This window comes from Hoeflea algicola, from assembly GCF_026619415.1.
Classification (GTDB): Bacteria; Pseudomonadota; Alphaproteobacteria; order Rhizobiales; family Rhizobiaceae; genus Hoeflea; species Hoeflea algicola.
Genome location: NZ_JAOVZR010000001.1, coordinates 2,891,785 through 2,910,717, shown reverse-complemented (window position 1 = coordinate 2,910,717; position 18,933 = coordinate 2,891,785). Strand labels below are relative to the sequence as shown.

Annotated in this window: 18 protein-coding genes; 15 read left to right on the top strand and 3 right to left on the bottom strand. The window is 58.3% G+C overall.

What is annotated here, in order from left to right; all coding sequences use genetic code 11:
• Positions 1 to 158 precede the first annotated feature (158 nt).
• From OEG84_RS14235 to OEG84_RS14205, 7 genes are read left to right on the top strand one after another with little or no spacing between them, the layout of a single operon-like run.
• Positions 159 to 1,238: a transporter substrate-binding protein gene (locus tag OEG84_RS14235; RefSeq protein WP_267654358.1), complete on the top strand. Its 1,080-nt coding sequence runs from the start codon at positions 159 to 161 to the stop codon at positions 1,236 to 1,238.
• Positions 1,235 to 1,846: an ANTAR domain-containing response regulator gene (locus OEG84_RS14230; protein WP_267654357.1), complete on the top strand. Its 612-nt coding sequence runs from the start codon at positions 1,235 to 1,237 to the stop codon at positions 1,844 to 1,846. Before OEG84_RS14235 ends, OEG84_RS14230 begins: the two co-directional genes overlap by 4 nt.
• On the top strand, positions 1,788 to 2,714 hold the full coding sequence (locus OEG84_RS14225; RefSeq protein WP_425602854.1) for an ABC transporter permease: 927 nt from the start codon (positions 1,788 to 1,790) through the stop codon (positions 2,712 to 2,714). The genes OEG84_RS14230 and OEG84_RS14225 overlap by 59 nt, the downstream gene beginning before the upstream one ends.
• The gene (locus tag OEG84_RS14220; RefSeq protein WP_267654355.1) at positions 2,714 to 3,634 is read left to right on the top strand and encodes an ABC transporter permease; all 921 of its coding nucleotides are present in this window, start codon (positions 2,714 to 2,716) and stop codon (positions 3,632 to 3,634) included. Before OEG84_RS14225 ends, OEG84_RS14220 begins: the two co-directional genes overlap by 1 nt.
• A gap of 28 nt (positions 3,635 to 3,662) precedes the next feature.
• Positions 3,663 to 5,273 carry an ABC transporter substrate-binding protein gene (locus tag OEG84_RS14215; RefSeq protein WP_267654354.1) on the top strand — a complete coding sequence of 537 codons (1,611 nt, stop codon included), beginning with the start codon at positions 3,663 to 3,665 and terminating at the stop codon, positions 5,271 to 5,273.
• 8 nt (positions 5,274 to 5,281) lie between these two features.
• The gene (locus tag OEG84_RS14210; RefSeq protein WP_267654353.1) at positions 5,282 to 6,241 is read left to right on the top strand and encodes an acetamidase/formamidase family protein; all 960 of its coding nucleotides are present in this window, start codon (positions 5,282 to 5,284) and stop codon (positions 6,239 to 6,241) included.
• Complete coding sequence (locus tag OEG84_RS14205; RefSeq protein WP_267654352.1) at positions 6,238 to 8,022, top strand: ABC transporter ATP-binding protein; 1,785 nt, start codon at positions 6,238 to 6,240, stop codon at positions 8,020 to 8,022. The genes OEG84_RS14210 and OEG84_RS14205 overlap by 4 nt, the downstream gene beginning before the upstream one ends.
• A gap of 79 nt (positions 8,023 to 8,101) precedes the next feature.
• On the opposite strand, the gene OEG84_RS14200 is transcribed toward OEG84_RS14205, so the two are convergent.
• From OEG84_RS14200 to OEG84_RS14190, 3 genes are all read right to left on the bottom strand, one after another.
• The gene (locus OEG84_RS14200) at positions 8,102 to 8,293 is read right to left on the bottom strand and encodes a hypothetical protein (protein ID WP_267654351.1); all 192 of its coding nucleotides are present in this window, start codon (positions 8,291 to 8,293) and stop codon (positions 8,102 to 8,104) included.
• Between the two features lie 65 nt (positions 8,294 to 8,358).
• A complete protein-coding gene (gene tnpC, locus OEG84_RS14195; protein WP_267651873.1) occupies positions 8,359 to 9,636 on the bottom strand; it encodes an IS66 family transposase in 1,278 nt (425 codons plus the stop codon).
• Positions 9,637 to 9,880: 244 nt separating this feature from the next.
• Positions 9,881 to 11,611, bottom strand: a complete 1,731-nt coding sequence (locus OEG84_RS14190; protein WP_267654350.1) for a PucR family transcriptional regulator — start codon at positions 11,609 to 11,611, stop codon at positions 9,881 to 9,883.
• Between the two features lie 23 nt (positions 11,612 to 11,634).
• Here OEG84_RS14190 and OEG84_RS14185 point away from each other — a divergent pair, with 23 nt between their 5' ends.
• Genes OEG84_RS14185 through OEG84_RS14150 form a run of 8 tightly spaced genes read left to right on the top strand, consistent with a single transcriptional unit; the run spans position 11,635 to position 18,779 of the window.
• A complete protein-coding gene (locus OEG84_RS14185) occupies positions 11,635 to 12,810 on the top strand; it encodes a M20 family metallopeptidase (protein ID WP_267654349.1) in 1,176 nt (391 codons plus the stop codon).
• A 51-nt stretch (positions 12,811 to 12,861) separates the two neighbouring features.
• Positions 12,862 to 13,821, top strand: coding sequence for a TRAP transporter substrate-binding protein (locus OEG84_RS14180; protein ID WP_267654348.1), 960 nt, complete (start codon positions 12,862 to 12,864; stop codon positions 13,819 to 13,821).
• A 10-nt stretch (positions 13,822 to 13,831) separates the two neighbouring features.
• Positions 13,832 to 14,377, top strand: coding sequence for a TRAP transporter small permease (locus OEG84_RS14175; protein ID WP_267654347.1), 546 nt, complete (start codon positions 13,832 to 13,834; stop codon positions 14,375 to 14,377).
• Positions 14,374 to 15,645 carry a TRAP transporter large permease gene (locus OEG84_RS14170; RefSeq protein ID WP_267654346.1) on the top strand — a complete coding sequence of 424 codons (1,272 nt, stop codon included), beginning with the start codon at positions 14,374 to 14,376 and terminating at the stop codon, positions 15,643 to 15,645. The genes OEG84_RS14175 and OEG84_RS14170 overlap by 4 nt, the downstream gene beginning before the upstream one ends.
• A 16-nt stretch (positions 15,646 to 15,661) precedes the next feature.
• Positions 15,662 to 15,988, top strand: coding sequence for a UxaA family hydrolase (locus OEG84_RS14165; RefSeq protein WP_267654345.1), 327 nt, complete (start codon positions 15,662 to 15,664; stop codon positions 15,986 to 15,988).
• The gene (locus OEG84_RS14160) at positions 15,975 to 17,189 is read left to right on the top strand and encodes a UxaA family hydrolase (RefSeq protein ID WP_267654344.1); all 1,215 of its coding nucleotides are present in this window, start codon (positions 15,975 to 15,977) and stop codon (positions 17,187 to 17,189) included. Before OEG84_RS14165 ends, OEG84_RS14160 begins: the two co-directional genes overlap by 14 nt.
• Positions 17,186 to 18,001, top strand: a complete 816-nt coding sequence (locus OEG84_RS14155) for a sugar phosphate isomerase/epimerase family protein (RefSeq protein WP_267654343.1) — start codon at positions 17,186 to 17,188, stop codon at positions 17,999 to 18,001. The genes OEG84_RS14160 and OEG84_RS14155 overlap by 4 nt, the downstream gene beginning before the upstream one ends.
• 25 nt (positions 18,002 to 18,026) lie before the next feature.
• Positions 18,027 to 18,779: a fumarylacetoacetate hydrolase family protein gene (locus OEG84_RS14150; RefSeq protein ID WP_267654342.1), complete on the top strand. Its 753-nt coding sequence runs from the start codon at positions 18,027 to 18,029 to the stop codon at positions 18,777 to 18,779.
• Positions 18,780 to 18,933: the final 154 nt, after the last annotated feature.

Sequence of the window (18,933 nt, the reverse complement as noted above, 5' to 3'; positions counted from 1 at the left end):
CAAACCATTTGGCAATGCCATCATTGAGTGATTAATTTGCTGCCGGGCTAGCGTTAACGCTCAGGAGACGCTAAAAAGGCGCAGACATATTTGGCAATCAAGCCTCGGACCGTTCGCAGAACCGCGAATCGGTGCGGGGCTTTTTGATTTTGTGGCCCATGATGAAGCGAAACATTGAGATCGGCCTTTTACACTCGCGCAGCGGCGACTATTCCGCCTTGGCGATGGTTGCGCGCACAGGCATTCTGCGCGGTGTCGCCGAGATCAACGCGGACCCTGCGCTGGACGTCGGGTTTTCGGTGGTGGAGCGCGACCCTGAAGGCCGGCTTGATCGCTATGCGCCTCTGTGCCGTGACATGCTGCAAAACACGGGTGTGCGACATATTTTCGGCTGCATCACCTCGTCGAGCCGCAAGGAAGTCATCCCTGAACTGGAGCGTTTTCACGGCGCACTCTGGTATTCCGCGCCCTATGAAGGGTTCGAGGCCAACGAGCATGTGGCTTACACGCATTCGTGCCCCAATCAGCATCTTTTGCCGCTGCTGGAATTTGCGACGCCCAGGTTTGGCAATCAGGTCTGCTTGGTGGGGTCGAACTATATCTGGGGATGGGAAATTGCCCAGATAGCCCGCGAAAAAATCAGCACGTTGGGCGGCCAGATCCTCTCCGACCGTTATCTTCCGATTGGCGATACCGGGCTCGACCAGATCCTTGAGGAAATCCGGGCACTGCAACCTGATTTCGTCGTCAACTCGCTGATCGGCGAGAGCTCCTACAGCTTTCTTGCCCGGCTGGGGAAAATGCGCGCCGAAGCGGGTAACGCGGAGATGCTGCCGGTTTTGTCATGCAACTTCACCGAAGGCGAAATTGCTGCAGCGGGCACTGCGGCTGAAGGAATGTATGCGGCTGGTCCGTTCTTCGAGCAAGATGTGGTCGGGCACGGGTCGATCGCCGAAATGTCCAGACTGGCGGTGCATGAACTGGCCGGGTATCTCAATGCCAATCCGGGCGCAGAAATGCTGCCGCTGACCGACCTGATCGCGCTGGCGGCGAAACAGGGGCGCCCTCTGCGTCTGGACAGTGAAAACCAGCATGCCAGCCAGCCGGTGGTGATCGCACAGTTGCGCGGCCGGAAATTTGAAGAAATCCTGCGCCTTCCCGAGATTGCCGCCGACCCCTACTGGACGCGGCGCGATCGGTCGTCCCTGCCCCGCTCCAACCTCAGGGTGGTATCATGACGCGGATCCGCACCGACAATTTAGGCGAGGCCAAGGCTTTTGTGTTGCACCGCCCGCATCCCTCCATGCAGCCGCTATTGCGGCAGTTGCATGTGATCGGCCTGGATGTGCATGAGGCCTGGCCCGAGCTCCCGGCTGAGGCAGTGATGGCAGATTTCGTGTTCTACGACGCCGACATGGCCCATGAGGAGCAGTTTCCCTGGAAGCCCGGCGCTTCGCCGATGCCGTTGATCGCTCTGATCGGCTCTGAAGCCCCGGGCCGGTTGCGGTGGGCAATGACGATGGGTGCCCATGCACAATTGCTCAAGCCCGTCAGCGACAAGGGTGTCTATGCAGGACTCCTGGTCGCGCGCAGCAATTTTGACCGCACCAACGAGGCCGCGGCCCATATCACCGATCTCGAGGCACGGCTTTCGGCGCGCCAGACAATCGTGCAGGCGGTGATGATCTTTGTGCTTCGCGGCAAAAGCCAGGCTGAGGCCTATGAATTGCTGCGCCAGACGGCAATGGCCTGGCGCATAACCATCGAAGAGGCTGCCCAACGTCTGGTTGCCAACCACTCAAGCGAAAAGGTGTCGGATGACAGTAAACGCGTCGATCTCCCTTGAGCCAGTTGCCGTCAGTTCGCATTCGGTTTGGCGGAAGCTGGCCCAGCGAAAGCTGGCAGTGATTGGGCTCGTGATCATGTTCATTTGCATTCTTGGCGCGACGCTGGCACCCTGGATTACGCCTTTCGATCCCAACGAGCAGCATTTTGACGGGCTGACGATCGAAGGCGCCCCGCTGCCCCCCGGTGCGGTCTATTGGCTTGGCACGGATCTACTGGGCCGCGACCTGTTTTCACGCCTGCTTTTCGGCGCTCAGACGTCGCTGGTGATCGGAGTTGTGGCCAATGGGGTCGCACTGCTTATCGGTACGCTTGTCGGGGTTACCGCGGGATATTTTCGCGGCGTGGTGGGCGCGGTTTTGATGCGCTTTACCGATCTCATGATGGCCTTTCCAGCGTTGCTTCTGGCGATCTGCCTTGCGGCAATCTTTTCCCCATCGCTGTGGATCGTGGCAATGGTGATTGCCTTCGTGAACTGGGTGCAGACGGCCCGGGTGATCTTTACGCAGACTTCATCGCTGGTCGAGCGGGATTACATCGCTGCAGTAAAGACGCTGGGTGCGGGCCATGTGCGCATTCTCTTTCGTCATATCCTGCCGCATCTGGTGCCAACCTTGATCGTCTGGGGCACGCTGGGCATTTCAACCACGGTTCTGCTGGAGGCGACGCTGTCGTTCCTCGGCGTCGGCGTGCAGCCGCCAACACCGTCTTGGGGCAACATCATTTTTGAAAACCAGACCTACTTCCAGTCGGCGCCCTGGCTGGTGTTCATTCCCGGCGCGGCCATTCTGGCGCTGGCGCTGGGCTTCAACCTGGTCGGTGATGCCCTGCGCGACATTCTCGATCCGACACAACAGGGGCGTGACTGATGCCAGCTTATATTCTGCGCCGCCTGATCCAGTCCGCCTTGATCCTGCTGGGCGTGTCTTTCATCACTTTCGTGCTGCTATACATCCTGCCCGCAGACCCGGTGCGCCAGATCGCCGGTCGGTCGGCCACGGCTGAGACGGTCGCCAGCATCCGCAGCCAGCTTGGCCTGGATAAACCCTTCATCGTGCAATACGGCACTTATCTGTGGAACCTGTTGGGCGGCGATCTAGGGCGCTCCTATCTGCAGAAAACCGAAGTGGGCGCATTGCTTGTTTCACGGCTGCCAGCCACGCTTTTGCTGATGGTCGCGGCGATTTTTTGTGAGCTGGCAATCGGGCTGACACTGGGCATGATCGCGGCGCTCTACCGTGGACGGCCGTTGGACAACGTGCTGATGCTGGGAAGCTTTGTCTCGGTATCCGCCCCGCAATTCGTTGTTGCGCTGCTGCTGCTCTATGTCTTTGCCGTCAAATTGGGCTGGTTCCCGATTGGTGGCTACGGCACCTTCGCACATCTGGTGCTGCCGGCGCTGACCCTGGGTATCCTTGGATCCGGCTGGTATTCACGCATCATGCGCTCTTCGATGCTGGATGTGCTGCGCGCCGATTTCATCCGCACCGCACGCGCTAAAGGCTTGAACCGCACCCGCGTTATTCTGGCCCACGCGTTGCCCAACGCCATTCTGCCGATCATCGCCATGGTTGGCATTGATATCGGCATGTTCATGTCAGGCATTGTGGTGGTGGAAAGCGTCTTCGGCTGGCCCGGTATTGGCCAGTTGGCCTGGCAGGCGATCCAGCGCGTCGACATCCCGATCATCATGGGTGTCACGCTCGTGTCGGCCTTTGCCATCGTGCTCGGCAACCTCTTGGCCGACCTTATCGCCCCCCTTATCGACCCGCGTATCCGTTTACGCTGAATGCAACCTACCAATGGGAGAGAAAACGATGAAAAAACTACTATTGTCTACCGCACTTGCCGCTCTGATGGCGGTTCCGGCGTTTGCGCAGAGTGACGAACCCAAGCTTGGCGGCAACATGATTGTCACCTACAAGGACGACGTCGCCACGCTTGACCCTGCCATCGGTTATGACTGGCAAAACTGGTCCATGATCAAGTCGGTGTTTGACGGGCTGATGGATTATGAGCCAGGCACCACCGTGCTGCGCCCCGGCCTGGCCGAAAGCCACACCCTGTCCGATGACGGGCTGACCTATACATTCAACCTGCGCCAGGGCGTGAAGTTCCACAACGGCCGCGCGATGACGGCCGATGATGTTGTCTATTCGCTCAACCGTGTGGTCAACCCGGCCACCCAGTCCCCCGGACAGGGCTTCTTCAGTATGATCGAAGGCTTTGATGCAGCTGCGGCGGGCGAGGCAGATGGCCTTTCGGGAGTGACTGCGCCTGACGCAAACACTGTGGTCATCAAGCTGTCGCGGCCAGACGCCACCTTCCTGCATATCATGGCACTGAACTTCTCGTTCGTGGTGCCGAAAGAAGTAGTGGAGGCCGAAGGGGCCGATTTCGGCAAGAAGCCCGTCGGAACCGGCGCTTTCAAGCTCACCGAATGGTCTTTGGGCCAGCGTCTGACGTTTGAGAAGAACCCTGATTACTGGATCTCGGGCGTGCCTTATCTCGACAGTTTCACCGTCGAGGTTGGCCAGGAACCTATCGTGGCCCTGCTGCGCGCCCAGAACGGCGAAGTGGACATTCCCGGTGACGGAATCCCGCCTGCAAAATTTGTCGAGGTAATGAATGACCCCGAGCAGGCAGCGCTGGTTGTCGAGGGTGGCCAGCTTCACACGGGCTATGTCACCATGAACGTCACTGCCGCCCCTTTCGACAAGGTCGAAGTACGTCGCGCCGTCAACATGGCCATCAACAAGGATCGCATCGTGCAGGTCATCAACGGCCGCGCGGTTCCTGCAACCCAGCCGCTGCCGCCCACCATGCCCGGTTACACCAAGGACTACGCCGGCTATGCGTATGATCCCGAAGCTGCGAAAAAGCTTCTGGCCGACGCGGGCTATGCCGATGGATTTGAAACCGAGCTGTTCGTGATGAACACGGACCCCAACCCGCGAATCGCCCAGGCCATCCAGCAGGACCTGAAGGCGATCGGTATCGATGCAGCGATCAAGTCGTTGGCACAAGCCAACGTGATCGAGGCGGGCGGCGCAGGCACCGCGCCGATGATCTGGTCTGGTGGCATGGCATGGATTGCCGACTTCCCGGATCCCGCCAACTTCTATGGACCGATCCTGGGATGCGGTGGCGCCGTGGAAGGCGGCTGGAACTGGGCAAAATACTGCAACGAGGATCTGGACGCCAAAGCTGCAGAAGCAGATTCCATTGTCGATCCGGCCAAGGGCGATGAACGCCTGAAGATGTGGTCCGATATCTACATGGCCGTGATGGAAGACGCGCCATGGGCGCCGGTGTTCAACGAGCAGCGCTTCACCATGAAATCGGCCCGCCTTGGCGGTGACGATGCGCTTTTTGTTGATCCAGTGTCGATCCCTGTCAACTACGACTACGTCTTCATCAAGGAGTAAGGCACGGCATGTGCAAGCACTGTAACCACACTATCCACGCCCATCAGCACCATTTCGGCTGGGACAATAGCATTGCCCCTGCCTTGACTGCTGCGCCGGGCGAGACAATCCTGTTCCAGTGCCTCGACAGTTCCGGGGGCCAGCTTGGCCCCCGTTCCATCGTCGAGGAAGTGGCAAAACTGGATTTTGGCAAAATCAATCCGGTTTCCGGCCCCATCTTCGTCGATGGGGCAAAGCCCGGCGATGTGCTGAAGGTGACCATTGAAGGTTTCACCCCGCAACTGCGTGAAGGGGCGGGATTTGGCTGGACCGCGATCATTCCAGGCTTTGGGCTTCTGGCCGATCAGTTTGCCGAACCGGCGCTGACGGTGTGGAAATTCGACGTCGATGCCAAGGAGCCGGCACTGTTCGGCAAGAACGGTCGTGTGCCGCTCAAGCCGTTTGCCGGAACCATCGGCAATGCGCCCGCGGAGCCGGGGCTGCACTCGGTTGTTCCCCCGCGCAGGGTGGGCGGCAATCTTGATATCCGCGACCTGGCGGCGGGCACCACGCTTTACCTGCCGGTGGAAGTGGAAGGCGCCCTGTTCAGCGTTGGCGACACCCATGCCGCGCAAGGCGACGGCGAAGTGTGCGGGACAGCGATCGAAAGTCCCTTCGACGCGATCCTGACCCTGGATCTGATCAAGGATCAACCGCTGAAAACCCCACGCTTTACCACCCCCGGCCCTGTCACCCGGCATCTCGACGCCAAGGGTTATGAGGTGACAACCGGAATTGGTCCTGATCTTTGGACCGCAGCAAAAGACGCCTTGTCCGGCATGATTGATCTGCTGTGCGCCACACAGAAACTGTCCCCAGCCGACGCCTATATGCTGGCATCCACCTGTGGCGATCTGCGGATTTCCGAAATCGTGGACATGCCCAATGTGGTCGTCAGCTTTTACTTCCCCCGAGTCGTATTCGAATGACAGTTGCTGAACCGCTTTCACCGGTGCTGGATGCGGACAGGCAGGACGTTGTCCTGTCGGTCCGTGATCTTCATGTCTCGGCCCGGTCAGAGGATGGGCTGGTGCCGTTGGTACAGGGCCTTTCCTTTGATCTCAACCGCGGCGAGGTGCTGGCCATCGCTGGGGAAAGTGGCTCAGGCAAATCGATCACGTCACTTGCCTGCATGGGGCTTCTGCCCCAGCCGGCCGTGCGGATCACCCAGGGCTCGATCCGGCTGGGCGAGATTGAACTGACGAGCCTGCCGGAATCGCAGATGCGCGCGCTGCGCGGCGCCCGCATCGCCATGATCTTCCAGGAACCGATGACTGCGCTGAACCCGGTGATGAGCATCGGCCGGCAACTGATCGAGGCGATCCGCGCCCACGACCCCGTATCCGTGAGCGATGCGCGGGCACGCGCGCTGGAAGCCGTGCGTGCCGTTCGCCTGTCACAGCCCGAGAAACGGCTTGAGCAATTTCCCCATGAACTTTCCGGCGGCATGCGCCAACGGGTGATGATCGCCATGGCCATCGCCCTGCGTCCCGACGTGCTGATTGCCGACGAGCCGACCACCGCGCTCGACGTGACAGTACAGCGCGAGGTGCTGGACCTGCTGCGCGATCTTCAGCGAGATCTGTCCACTTCGGTCATTCTGATCACCCATGATATGGGCGTTGTGGCTGAAATGGCCGACCGTGTGATCGTCATGCGAAAGGGCAGCACCGTTGAAAGCGCCGCCACGGTCGAACTGTTTGAAAACCCGCGCGAAGACTACACACGTGAACTTCTGGCCGCTGTGCCACGCATCGGCGGCGCCGAGGCGCGTGCGCCGCTCAAAAAACATGAACCCCTGGTGCGCATTGAAGATGTTTCGGTGCGCTTTCCCGTCCGTCAGGGTGTACTCGGCCGGATCAAGGCTCAAGTCCATGCGGTGGAGCATGTCTCGCTCGAGATTATCCGCGGCGAGACTCTTTCGCTTGTCGGGGAAAGCGGCTGCGGCAAATCCACGATTGCCAAGGCGCTGGTCGGACTGGTGCCCTACAGCGGCAACATAGAGGTGAACGGCAACAGCCTGGTTCGTCTGGACGCAGCAGGCCGCAAGGCACTGCGCCGCGATCTGCAGATCGTCTTTCAGGACCCGATGGCCGCGCTCGATGCGCGGATGACGGTTGGCGAGCTTATCCGCGAGCCGTTAGCCATCCACAACATCGGTACCATCGAAGAACAACGCGCACGCGTCTACCAGTTACTCGAACGGGTCGACCTGTCGCCTGCCTATTACAACCGCTATCCGCACCAGTTCTCCGGCGGCCAACGTCAACGCATTTGCATCGCCCGGGCGCTGGCGCTCAAGCCCCAGCTGATCGTCTGCGACGAGAGCGTGGCCGCACTTGATGTCTCGATCCAGGCCCGGATCCTGGACCTGCTGCGTGACCTTCAAAAGGAAGTGGGGGTGACCTACCTGTTCATCAGCCACGACATGGCTGTCGTCGAGAACATTTCCGATCGGGTGGCGGTCATGTATCTGGGCCAGATCGTCGAAATGGGAACCCGTGAACAGGTGTTCGGCGACCCGCGCCACAGTTACACCAAACGGCTTCTTGCCGCCGTCCCTGTCCCTGATCCCCGCAGCCCGCGCGCAGGCCTGCCTCGGCTGACTGGAGAGGTTCCAAGCCCTGTCTGGCCTCTGGGTTCACGCCCCGCGCGGCAGGCCCTGGTCGATGTGGGTGCTGGTCATCTGGTTGCCCCGGAATCGGGATAAGTTGTTCACCGGTAGTGTCGTGTATGGATGCCGCCCGCTTGGCAAGGTTTCTCGTTGCGCCACTGCCCTTCCATCGAAGTCAGGAACAACCCCGCGCATTTCGCAAAAGTTGGTTCTTCGGACTTGCGCTGAACGGCCATAGGATCTTTGCCAGCAGCAACCAGTTCTCGGTATTCTCCTGCTTTCCTTTTTTTGGTTCAAGAATCATTGATTGCAGCTGGAAGATGCCGGTAGCTGCGATACAGGTGGCAGGCTTGGACAGTGCGGGCATCGCATTTAGCAGATATGGAGTAATTACCCACCCCCGAATTCGTGATTTCCGGTTCTTCTACCGGCCTATGCCAGGACGGATGCGATGACCTGGAAGGGGTTTGCGCCTTTGAGGCGGGCGGTGTCGATGGTCGTGCGTACATCCGCCTCGGCTTGGGCGGCCCACATGGCGCGATATCCGTTTGTCACCTTTCGCTGAATGACCCATGGACGGAGCTTTCGCTCAGATGTGTTGTTGGTGACATCGACTTCTCCGGGATAGTCGCAAAACGTCAGCAGCTGATCGCGGGCCCGCCCGATCTTGGCCTGGAGCTTTTGGGCCAGGTCGCACGAAGTCGGGGCGCATAGAAGCCCGGCAAGCTGTTTATCGAATTTGCGCTTCTTGCTTGCGACGGTAGACGCAGCGAATGTGCTTATGGCTCTGGCGAAATCAAACACACGGCCAAACCAAAGCTGGAAGCGAAGAGGGAGATCATCCTCGCCATGTTCCAGCGCAAAGGCTGTATCACGCGCCAAATGTGCAAGGCAGGTTTGATGTCGATGGCCGTGAGATTGCTGGGCTGAATACCGATCAGATATCCATACCTCGGGGACATGGCCGCCCATGGTCTCGTGAACGACCCGTGCTGCACGGGAGTAATCGGGCTGGTGGACAACAGCATCCTTGCAATGAAAAACCCAGTGTTGGGCATTTGTGCCCTCGATACGCACACCGGTTTCGTCGCTGGCGACAACGCGGGCGGCTCGAAGGCTGGCCTTGGCGGCCTGTGCTGTGGCCTGGAAGCTCGGACGGGAGCGGGAAAACATGTTCATGATCGCGCCCTCGCTCACATTAAGGCCGAAGATATCCATGAACACACCGCTCAGGCGTTCGTAAGACAATGCATGGAAACTCTTGAGGTAGATCGCCAGCGCGTGAATGCCTGGCCCGAACGGCGTTGCGGTTGCCACGGCAGGTGCGGTGGCTTTTGTTGTCGTGCCGCATTGCGGGCAATGACAGGAAAAACGCCGATGCCGGGTGACATGAGGACGGATCGCAGGAATATCGATCTCGTCATAGGCCCCGGCCAGCACCATCGTATCATCACCGGAAAACGCATGGCCGCATCTCTTGCAGGCGGTCGGTTCATGATCGCGAAACATGTCGGCAAAATCCGCCAGCACCCTATTGTGGGGTTCATGCCCGGGCTTGGCTCCACCCGGTCGTGAGTTGACGCGTTTCTCTTTCTTGTCCGTCGAGGGCGGCTTGGAAGACGTCCGAGAATCCTTGGAAGGCCGTTGGAGCCGAAGCACCATCTCGATCAATTCGTCCTTGCTCAGCTGCTGCAAATCAGTCCGATCCATATCATCATGGATTCAGACATTGTGGTGCATGGCAAGGGGGTGGGTAATTACGATATGGATTTGCCGCGCTCAATCAGCTTACCGAAAGTCCTTTCGATCTTGGGGTGTTGACGATCGAATATTCGGGTTTTCGAGATCAATTTTTTCGGTTTGCCTTCAATGGGAAAGTACGGTGCAGTCTGCCGACTGCTCGCCACACCCCGTGCGGCCATGGAAAGTCCAGCCTCTTCATCTCTTTATTAGCTCACGACACCAGCGGCAGGAGTTTGAGGGCGAGGTGATAATGCAGCCTGAGCTTGGGCTGCAGCGCCTTTTTATGGGTCATCGAAACCACAAGACCAATGCGATAGCGCACAGTGTTATGGTGGATGTTCAATGCCCGTGCGGTTTCCCGGTAGTTGGTATCGCAGTCGAGAAATGTGCGGAAGGTTTCGAGCAGGTTTACCTTGTTCTTCTGGTCATGCTCTATCAGCGTGCCAAGCCATTCGTGAACAAAGCGCTGCACGTCGGGCTGCATCGAGCTGCGTGAAAACAGGCGGTAAAATCCCGTTTCATCATACAGGTGTACGCCAACCCCGTTTGCACTGCGACCATGGTCCAGCGCCTGTTTGGCCTGTTCGTAGGCACGATAGAAATGATTGACCGTGGTAACCTGGCTTACACCGGCAGACCAGATCGCCGCATGTGCACCGATCTTGCGCATTTGTGTGTTGATTTGTTCTGTCAGAACGTCGGGGCGGCAAATCCCGTCGTCGTCCTCCGGAACCATGACAACAACCTGTTCGTTATTGATGACCCCCGTAATAGGTCCGTCAGATTTGGTGAAGTGCACCCGCAAGGCGCTGGACAGGGCTCGAAAATGATCGGTGTCAACTTCCTGAAAAGCGATGATGATGCAGACATAACGGGGATGAAGCCGTTTGCCGATTGCCGCGTAGCGTGCGGTGAGCGCAGAAACGTTCTGGCTGCCTATACTGCGGTCGGTCAAGGAAAGAACGAACTCGTTTTGCCGTTCAAAGATAACGCTCTGGTCGGTTCGGTTTTGACGAATCTTGAGCGAAATCAGCATTTTGGCATAAACCAGATCTTCCAGATCCGCACCGGTGAGCTTTCGTGTCTTCTCCACCACGACGAGGTTGCCAATCATGTCATTGGCACGTTCGTAGGGCGAGAATACAATGCTCGTACCCCGGCCTGTCCGCCGGTGGAGATCATTGGCCGGGTCAAGGCACTCGCTTTTCCAGCCGTCCTCCTCCAAAAGCGTCAGGGCTGCCTGAATGTCCGCTTCGCTTTTGTGTGGCGCGCTGAGAGACAGGCCATCCATCGGACTGATCACCACGATCGGGTTCGACATCATCTTGCTGAGCTCGGCAAGCAGTTGCTCAAGAGAGATGTCCGGCAGCATGATCTGGCCGAAACGCCCGCCTAGCGACTCGGGCTGCGCCACCCTCGGTGCGCGGGTTTCGAAGAAACTCGACATCACGGGGGTGATGATCTCGACCCAGGCAGCATTTTCCGGAACGACCAAAATGGGGAAATCGAGGGCATTGGCGCAGTCGATCATCTCCTGTGGAACGCTCTTCATGTACCTGTTCAGCTTGAGGCCGAGGCCGGACGCGCCATGATCGACCAGATCATGAACAAACTTGTCCAGATTGTTGCGCAGCTGAAGCAGCGGGTAGGTCGACGTAAGGACCAATTCCCGGCCCCGTAGCCAGCGCACAGCATCGGGTGCATCCAGCACCGTCGCAGTCTCGACAATTCGATTGGTTCCGTTTTTGCCGGCAAGCAATGCACTTCCGTGCATCGCAGGCAGGTCAAGGACCTGCTCGACCGTTAAGGCCATGAAATCAATCCCCTTCGGCAATTCGAAACCAAAATTGCGCGGCCCTTCTTTGTATCCTCGGTACAAATATCTAACACTCTTTTCATTGCCGTGGTCAATAGTTTTTTGCCGACAGGCCGGTAGGCTCACTGCAGGTTTCGGAGGACTGGTTATTGAGTGAACATCCCCCCTTGCGTACAGAACAGCGTGACGCGCTTGCCTTTCTCCAGCAGGTCGTGAGTTTTGACTCGGTTTCACCTCCGGGGAACGAATTGGCGCTCGCACGCATGCTTGAGGCGCGGTTGGCAACAGCCGGCATTGCGGCAACCATCTTTGAAGAAAATGCAGTTCAGGCAAATCTGGTCGCGACCCTGCGTGGTGGTTCGCCGGGTCCCCGGTTGGTTCTGAGCGGTCATTTGGACACGGTGCCGATTGGTGATGCACCATGGCGGCATGATCCTTTCGGCGGCGTGATCGAAGATGGCTGCATGTATGGCCGCGGCACAGCCGACATGAAGGGCGGCCTTGTTGCCCTTCTCTATGCATTCATGCGGCACAGCCAGTTGGCGCCTTCGCAATGGTGTGGCGAACTGGTTTTCGCCGCCACCTATGCTGAGGAGATCGGCGCGCTCGGTGCGTTGACGATGGTTCGCGAGCGACAGCTTTCCAATTTCGATGCGATGATCATCGCTGAACCGACAAGCGGGCGGCTGGTGATCGAGCACAAGGGCGTGCTGTGGTTGCGGATCACGTGCTTTGGAAAAACCGCCCATGGCTCGATGCCTGAAGCGGGAATCAATGCCGTTGAAAAACTACATCTGTTCTACCAGCACCTGAAGGCCGTGCCGATTGGCAAGTCTTCCTCGGCGCTGTTGTCTGACCCGACCTGCGTTGTCACCTCCTTCAACGGCGGCAAAAGCTGCAATGTCATTCCCGATCGATCGCAGTTAACCATCGACATCCGCACGGTTCCGGGCCAAAGCCACCGTGACATCATCTCGCAGATCGAAGCGATAACAGCAAAAATTGTGGCAGAGGATGAAGGCGTCCGGTTCGAGGTTGAGACCATCCTTGATCTCACGGGTGTGTCAACAAAGGACAGCGCCAGAATCGTTGCCGACTGCCGGTCCGTCCTTTCTGAAAAGACCCCCGATGGAGGCGCCGTGCATGGCGCTCAGTACTTCACCGATGGGTCGGCCTTTGCCGAAATCGGCGGCGACATCGTCATCCTCGGTCCGGGTGATCCGCAACAGGCACACCAGACCGATGAGCATCTGTCGATCGACGCCTATCTGGGCGCGATCGACACCTACAGCCAAATCATACAACGGTTCCTTAGCAAGCCCTAACGGGAGAAAAGAGAGAACATGCAGTACATAGCAAAAAGAACAGCATCGCTCATGGCCGGATTGGTGAGTGTCGGCATTGTCATGGGCGCCGGTTTCGCACAGGCGGAAACGACGTTGAAGGTCGGGCATGTGTTTGCGGCCGATCACCCCTGGCAGATCGCTTTGGAAGGGATGGCCAAGGACGTTGCCGAAGCAACCGGCGATGAAGTCATCATCCAGGTCTACCCAAGCTCGCAGCTCGGCGGCGACCGCGAAATGGCTGAAGGTCTTCAGCTCGGCACAGTCGAGATGGGTCTGTTTGGTACTGGCGCCCTTCAGGTGCTCGACAAGCGCCTCATCATCGAGGAATTGCCTTATGCCTGGCCGACACGCGAACATGCCTATGCCGCTCTCGATGGCGAACTCGGCGACGCGCTCGCCGAAATTCTTGCCACCAAGAGCATCAACACGCTGAGCTGGTGGGAGAGCGGCTACCGTCACATCACCAACTCGGTTCGGCCGATCAATACGCCCGACGACCTGAAGGGCATCAAGCTGCGCGTTCCGGAAGCCGAGCTGCGCCTGGACACTTTCCGCGAGCTTGGCGCACTGCCGACACCGATGGCGTTTTCGGAAGTCTTCACATCGCTGCAGCAGAAGGTTGTCGACGGTCAGGAAAATCCGCTGGCGACTATCTATGCTTCGAAGTTCAACGAAGTTCAGGATAACCTCGCGCTTTCCGGTCATATCTGGGGTTCGGCCGTGCTGACCATCTCGAAACAGGCTTGGGAAAAGCTGACCGAGGAACAGCAGACGATTCTTCTGGAAAAGGCCGAGATCTGGAAGGAAAAAGAGCGCGAGATGATCCGCAACAGCGACGAGGAAGTTCTCGCCAAGCTCGAAGCTGCCGGTATGAAAGTCACCCGGCCTGATTCGGCCGCGTTCAATGAAAAGGTCCAGCCCGTCTGGGACAAATATGAGGGCGTCTTCGGTGAAGACCTTCTCAATCTGGTTCGCAAATACTCTAAGTAAATCAAGTGTCTTGGGCGGGGTATTGCACTCCGCCCAAGCCGTCTCGGATCGGATCGACCATGGGTCAACCTTTTTTGCAATCAAGAAAACCATCATCAAGCTGGTCGAGTGGATGCTGATGCTGATGCTTCTGGCCATGACCGGCGTCATGTTCGGGCAAATCATCTGGCGTTATCTGCTGGAGGCGCCGCTTGTCTGGTCTGAGGAGCTGGCGCTGCTGCTGATGGTGTGGATGACATTTCTGGGCTCGGCATTGATGCTGGAGCGCAAGGAGCATGTTGCCATTGACGTGTTTGTCGATCTGCTGCCGGACGGATTGAAGCGCTTGATGCAGATACTCGGTGCGATTGTGATCCTCATTTTCAACTGCGCCCTGACCTATGGCGCCTTCGTTATCGCAGAGACGGCCTGGGAATCCCTGATGCCCGGGCTGAAGATCTCGGGAAGCTGGCAATACATAGGCGTCTTGTTGGGCGGCGGGCTGCTGACGCTGGTTTCTCTTGAGGCACTTGTTCACGCGCTGCGCGGGACTTCGGGAAATGAGGTCGCGCAATGAGTATCGTTCTCTTCATCCTCCTTTTTGGACTGATCATCATCAACGTACCGATCGCCTTTGCCATCGGTTTCGCCTGCCTTACCTATCTCTGGTTCATGGACATCAATCTCGCACTGGTCGCGCAACGATCAGCGGCGGGGATCTATTCCTACCCCTTCCTGGCCTTGCCGATGTTCGTCTTCGCCGGCGTACTGATGGAACATGGGGGCATCACGCAGCGGATGATGCGTCTGGCCAATGCCATGATCGGGCACATTGCAGGCGGGCTTGCCGCGGTTACGGTGTGTGGCAGCGCCCTGTTCGGCGCGCTGTCGGGATCGGCGATCGGCGACACGGCGGCGATTGGCTCGATCATGATTCCGGCGATGAAGGCCAAGCGCTACGCCGCCGGCTTTGCCGCCGCCCTTCAGGGCTGCAGCGGCGTCCTCGCCTCGCTCATTCCGCCCAGCCTGACGATGGTCATCCTTGGCGCTACCGGTAATATTTCGATCGCCGGCCTGCTGATCGGCGGCCTTGTCCCAGGTATTCTGATGGCAGCGGCGCTCATCACCATCTCGTTCATCATCAGCAAACGTCGTGGTTATGGTGGTGGCGAGCGTGCCGGTTTGCGTGAATTCATCGCTGCACTGTCGGACTCGGTGTTGCCGCTGCTGCTTCCGGTCATCATTCTCGGCGGCATATTGGGTGGCATCGTCACGGTGACGGAAGCTGCGGTGCTGGCCGTGGTCTATGCATTCCTGCTGTCGGTGGTGATTTACCGCGAAGTCAAAATCTCCGACATGATGGCGATCAGCATGAAGGTCGTGCGCATCGCCGTCCCGGTTCAGTTGATCGTGGCGATTTCGCATCTGTTCGCCTGGATCATCACCACCGAACAGATTCCCCAGCAACTGACAGGGTTCTTTTCAGCCGTCGCGCCGGATCCGTTGACCTTCCTGATCCTGCTCAATTTCCTGCTGCTGCTGCTCGGCACGTTCATGGAAAGCAATGCGCTGATCATCATTCTGATCCCGATACTGATGCCGGTGGTTGTGCAATACGGTATCGATCCGCTGCATTTTGGCGTCATGTTCGTCGTCAACTTGTGCATCGGGGCCAATACGCCGCCGCTGGGCGTGACCCTGATGACGGCGGCGAAGATCGCCGATGTCCGGTTTGCGGAAGCCTCACGAGCCGTGTTGCCGTTCCTTGCGGCGATGCTGCTGGTGCTTGTTCTGACGATCCTGTTCCCGCAATTGTCGACCTTCCTGCCTCACCTGTTCATGTAGCCCACGGAGTCTGATTTTGAAAAAGACCGCCATTCAGATCAAAGAGATTGACCACGTTGCAACTGCAACGGCCGAGCTGTTACCGTCGGAAACGGTGCTGGTGACCGGCATTGGCAACGGCATGCCGCTTCAGGTCGAAGAGCGTATTCCCCGGGGCCACAAGATCGCGCTGCGCGACATCGCTGCCAATGAACAAATCTGCAAATATGGCGAAGTGATCGGCGTCGCCTTGGCAGCCATCAAGGCCGGGCATTGGGTCCATGTTCACAACTGCCGTGGCGCTAAAGGCAGACGTTTCGACGCAAATCCAAATGAAAACGGAGGTGGATATGATGAAGTTTAAGGGTTATCGCCGCACAGACGGATCCATCGGCATCCGCAATCATATCCTGGTCATTCCCACGGTCTCGTGCGTCAATCGGGTGGCGCTCGACATCGCGACCAAGACCGGCGCCGTGACTTTCATGCATCCTTACGGCTGCACTTTCGACGCTGTGGAAAACACCACCACCGAAGACACATTCATCGGCCATGGCTGCCATCCCAATGTCGGCGCTGTGCTGGTCTTGAGTCTGGGATGCGAAACCGCGTCAGCCGTGCGCATCACCGATGCGATTAAGGCGACAGGCAAGCCCGTGGAAATGCTGGTGGTGCAGAAACAGGGCGGCGCGCGCGCGACACGCGATACCGGTATCGAGACCGTGGAGCGCTTGCGTCAACAGATCCCGAGTGAACCGCAAGACGATGGCGATGTCAGCGAACTGATCATCGCTCTGGAATGCGGTTCATCGGATGCGTTTTCCGGACTGACCGCCAATCCGGCAGTTGGAGAAGCCGCTGATGTGCTGGTGGGCGCGGGCGGAACCGTGGTGCTTTCCGAGATCACCGAGATGGTCGGCGCAGAACGGGTGTTGTGGCGCCGGGGCAAGAACGACCAGATCAAGCAGGATCTGATGAAGCTCATCAAGGAATATGAAATCGAGTTGTCGATGACCACCCAGGATGACAGCGGTGTGTTCATCTCGCCCGGTAACATCGAGGGTGGACTTACCACCATCGAGGAAAAGTCGCTGGGGTGCATCTACAAGGCGGGAACGCAACCGATCGTGCAGATCGTCAAATATGGCGAGCGGCCGACGGAAAAGGGCGTGGTTATCATGGACACGCCGGGCTTCGACATCGCATCGGTGACCGGCAAGGTCGCCGGCGGCGCCCACATGGTGCTGTTCACCACGGGCAAGGGCACCCCGACGGGTTCCTGCATTGCACCTGTGCTGAAGATCAGTTCCAACAACGAGACCTATCGGGCGATGGAGGACGATATCGATCTGAGTGCCGGGGATGTACTCGAAGGCACCAAGTCGCTGAAACAGGTCGGCGACGAGATCGTTGAACTGGTGATGCAGGTCGCTAATGGCAAGCAGGGCAAATCCGAGTATTTCAATATCCAGGAGTTTGCCATTCCCAATGTCAGCGTTGTCCGCAAGGAAGTGATTCATCAGAAGCTTGCAGAACAAAACGACTTTCGGTTTCAGCCGTCATGAAGCTTGCTTACATGTATGCAACGCCTGACGTCGAGCCGGCGCAGGTGACAGCAATCCAGGGTCCGATTGCCGCCACACTAGAGACCATAGCCCGCACCGGTTACACCGGTGTGGAGCTGCTTGTCTGCAATCCGGCACAAATCGACAGGCGTGCCCTTGCAGATGCAATCGGCAAGACTGGCCTGGATATGCCGGCAGTCTGTACCGGCGAAGTTTACGGCCAGGACGGACTGTCATTTGCTGACCCGGATCCGCTGCGCAGACAGCAGGCGATAGACCGGATGAAGGCGTCGATGGATCTGGCCGCAGAATACGGTGCCATGGTCAATATCGGCCGGCTTCGCGGTCGCTACCGCGAGGACGTCGCCAGCCAGCAGACGCTGGACTGGATCGGCGAGGCCATCGAAGCATCGACGCGTGCTTTTCCCGAGGTGCCGATCGTGCTTGAACCCGTGAACCGGAACTATGCCAACTGCCTCATGACCACGCGTGAGACCTGCGCGTTCGTTCGCGAACTTGGCGTTGCCAATCTTGGCGTCATGCTGGACACGGCGCATATTCTTACCGAGCAAGAAACGGTAACTGACGCCATCCGCGAGGCCGGCGATCTGTTCTGGCATTTTCACATTACGGATTCCGACCGGCTTCCGGTTGGTGACGGCAGCTACGATATCGCCGCCGCCATGAATGCCGTCGTGGAAAGCGGATTTGACCGCTACGTCACGGTGGAAACCTTTCAGATTCCCGATGCGGAGCATTCGATCCTTGCAAGCCGAGAGGCCATGCAACCTTATTTCCCGTCCGCGTCTTGACGCGATCCACTCTGAGGTAAAACAGATGAAAATCATCCGCTTCATTCATGAAGGCAATACATCCTATGGGGTACTGGAGGGCGACAATGTTGCTGTCCTGTCCGGCCAACCCTTCGATTCGATCAACAAGAGCGGCCAGGTGCTGCCGCTTGATTCCGTCAGCGTGCTTGCGCCAGTGGCGCCGAGCAAACTGGTTTGCGTCGGCCTAAACTACACGCTCCATGCCAAGGAGTCGGGTGTTGCCGTGCCGGCCGAGCCGATGTTGTTCATGTGCGCGCCTTCGGCCATCATCGCCGATGGCGAGGAAATTGTACTCGACAGCCAAACCCAGCGCGTCGACTTCGAGGCGGAAATCGGCATCGTCGTCGGTAAAACCGCGCGCAACGTTGCCGCCGGGGACGCTGCAAAACATATCCTTGGCTACACCTGCGCCAATGATGTCTCCAATCGCGATTTGCAGCGGGCCGATGGCCAGTTCACGCGCGCCAAGTCCTTCGATACCTACAAGCCGGTCGGTCCCTGCATCGAAACAGATCTCGACGCCGACAATGTAGATATCAAGCTCTGGCAGAATGGTGAGTTGCGCCAGTCGTCCAACACCAGCGACATGATCTTTCCGATAGCCAGAATCTTTGAATTCGTGTCGAGCATCATGACGCTGTTGCCTGGCGATCTGATCATTACCGGTACGCCGTCGGGTGTCGGACCGATGAAGTCAGGTGACGAGATCGTTGTGGAGATCGAAAAGATCGGCCGCTTGCGCAACACCGTTGCCTGACGCGGCAGGCTGAGAGCCTGATACGCCCCATTCAGGCTCTCTATCAAGTTCATCATCACGCCGTGCCTCCCTTTGGAAGCACGGCGTTTTGGTTTCGGTCGGACCGGTCTTGCGGCTCGGATGATGTAAGGCAAATGCAAGAAAGGGCACCCGG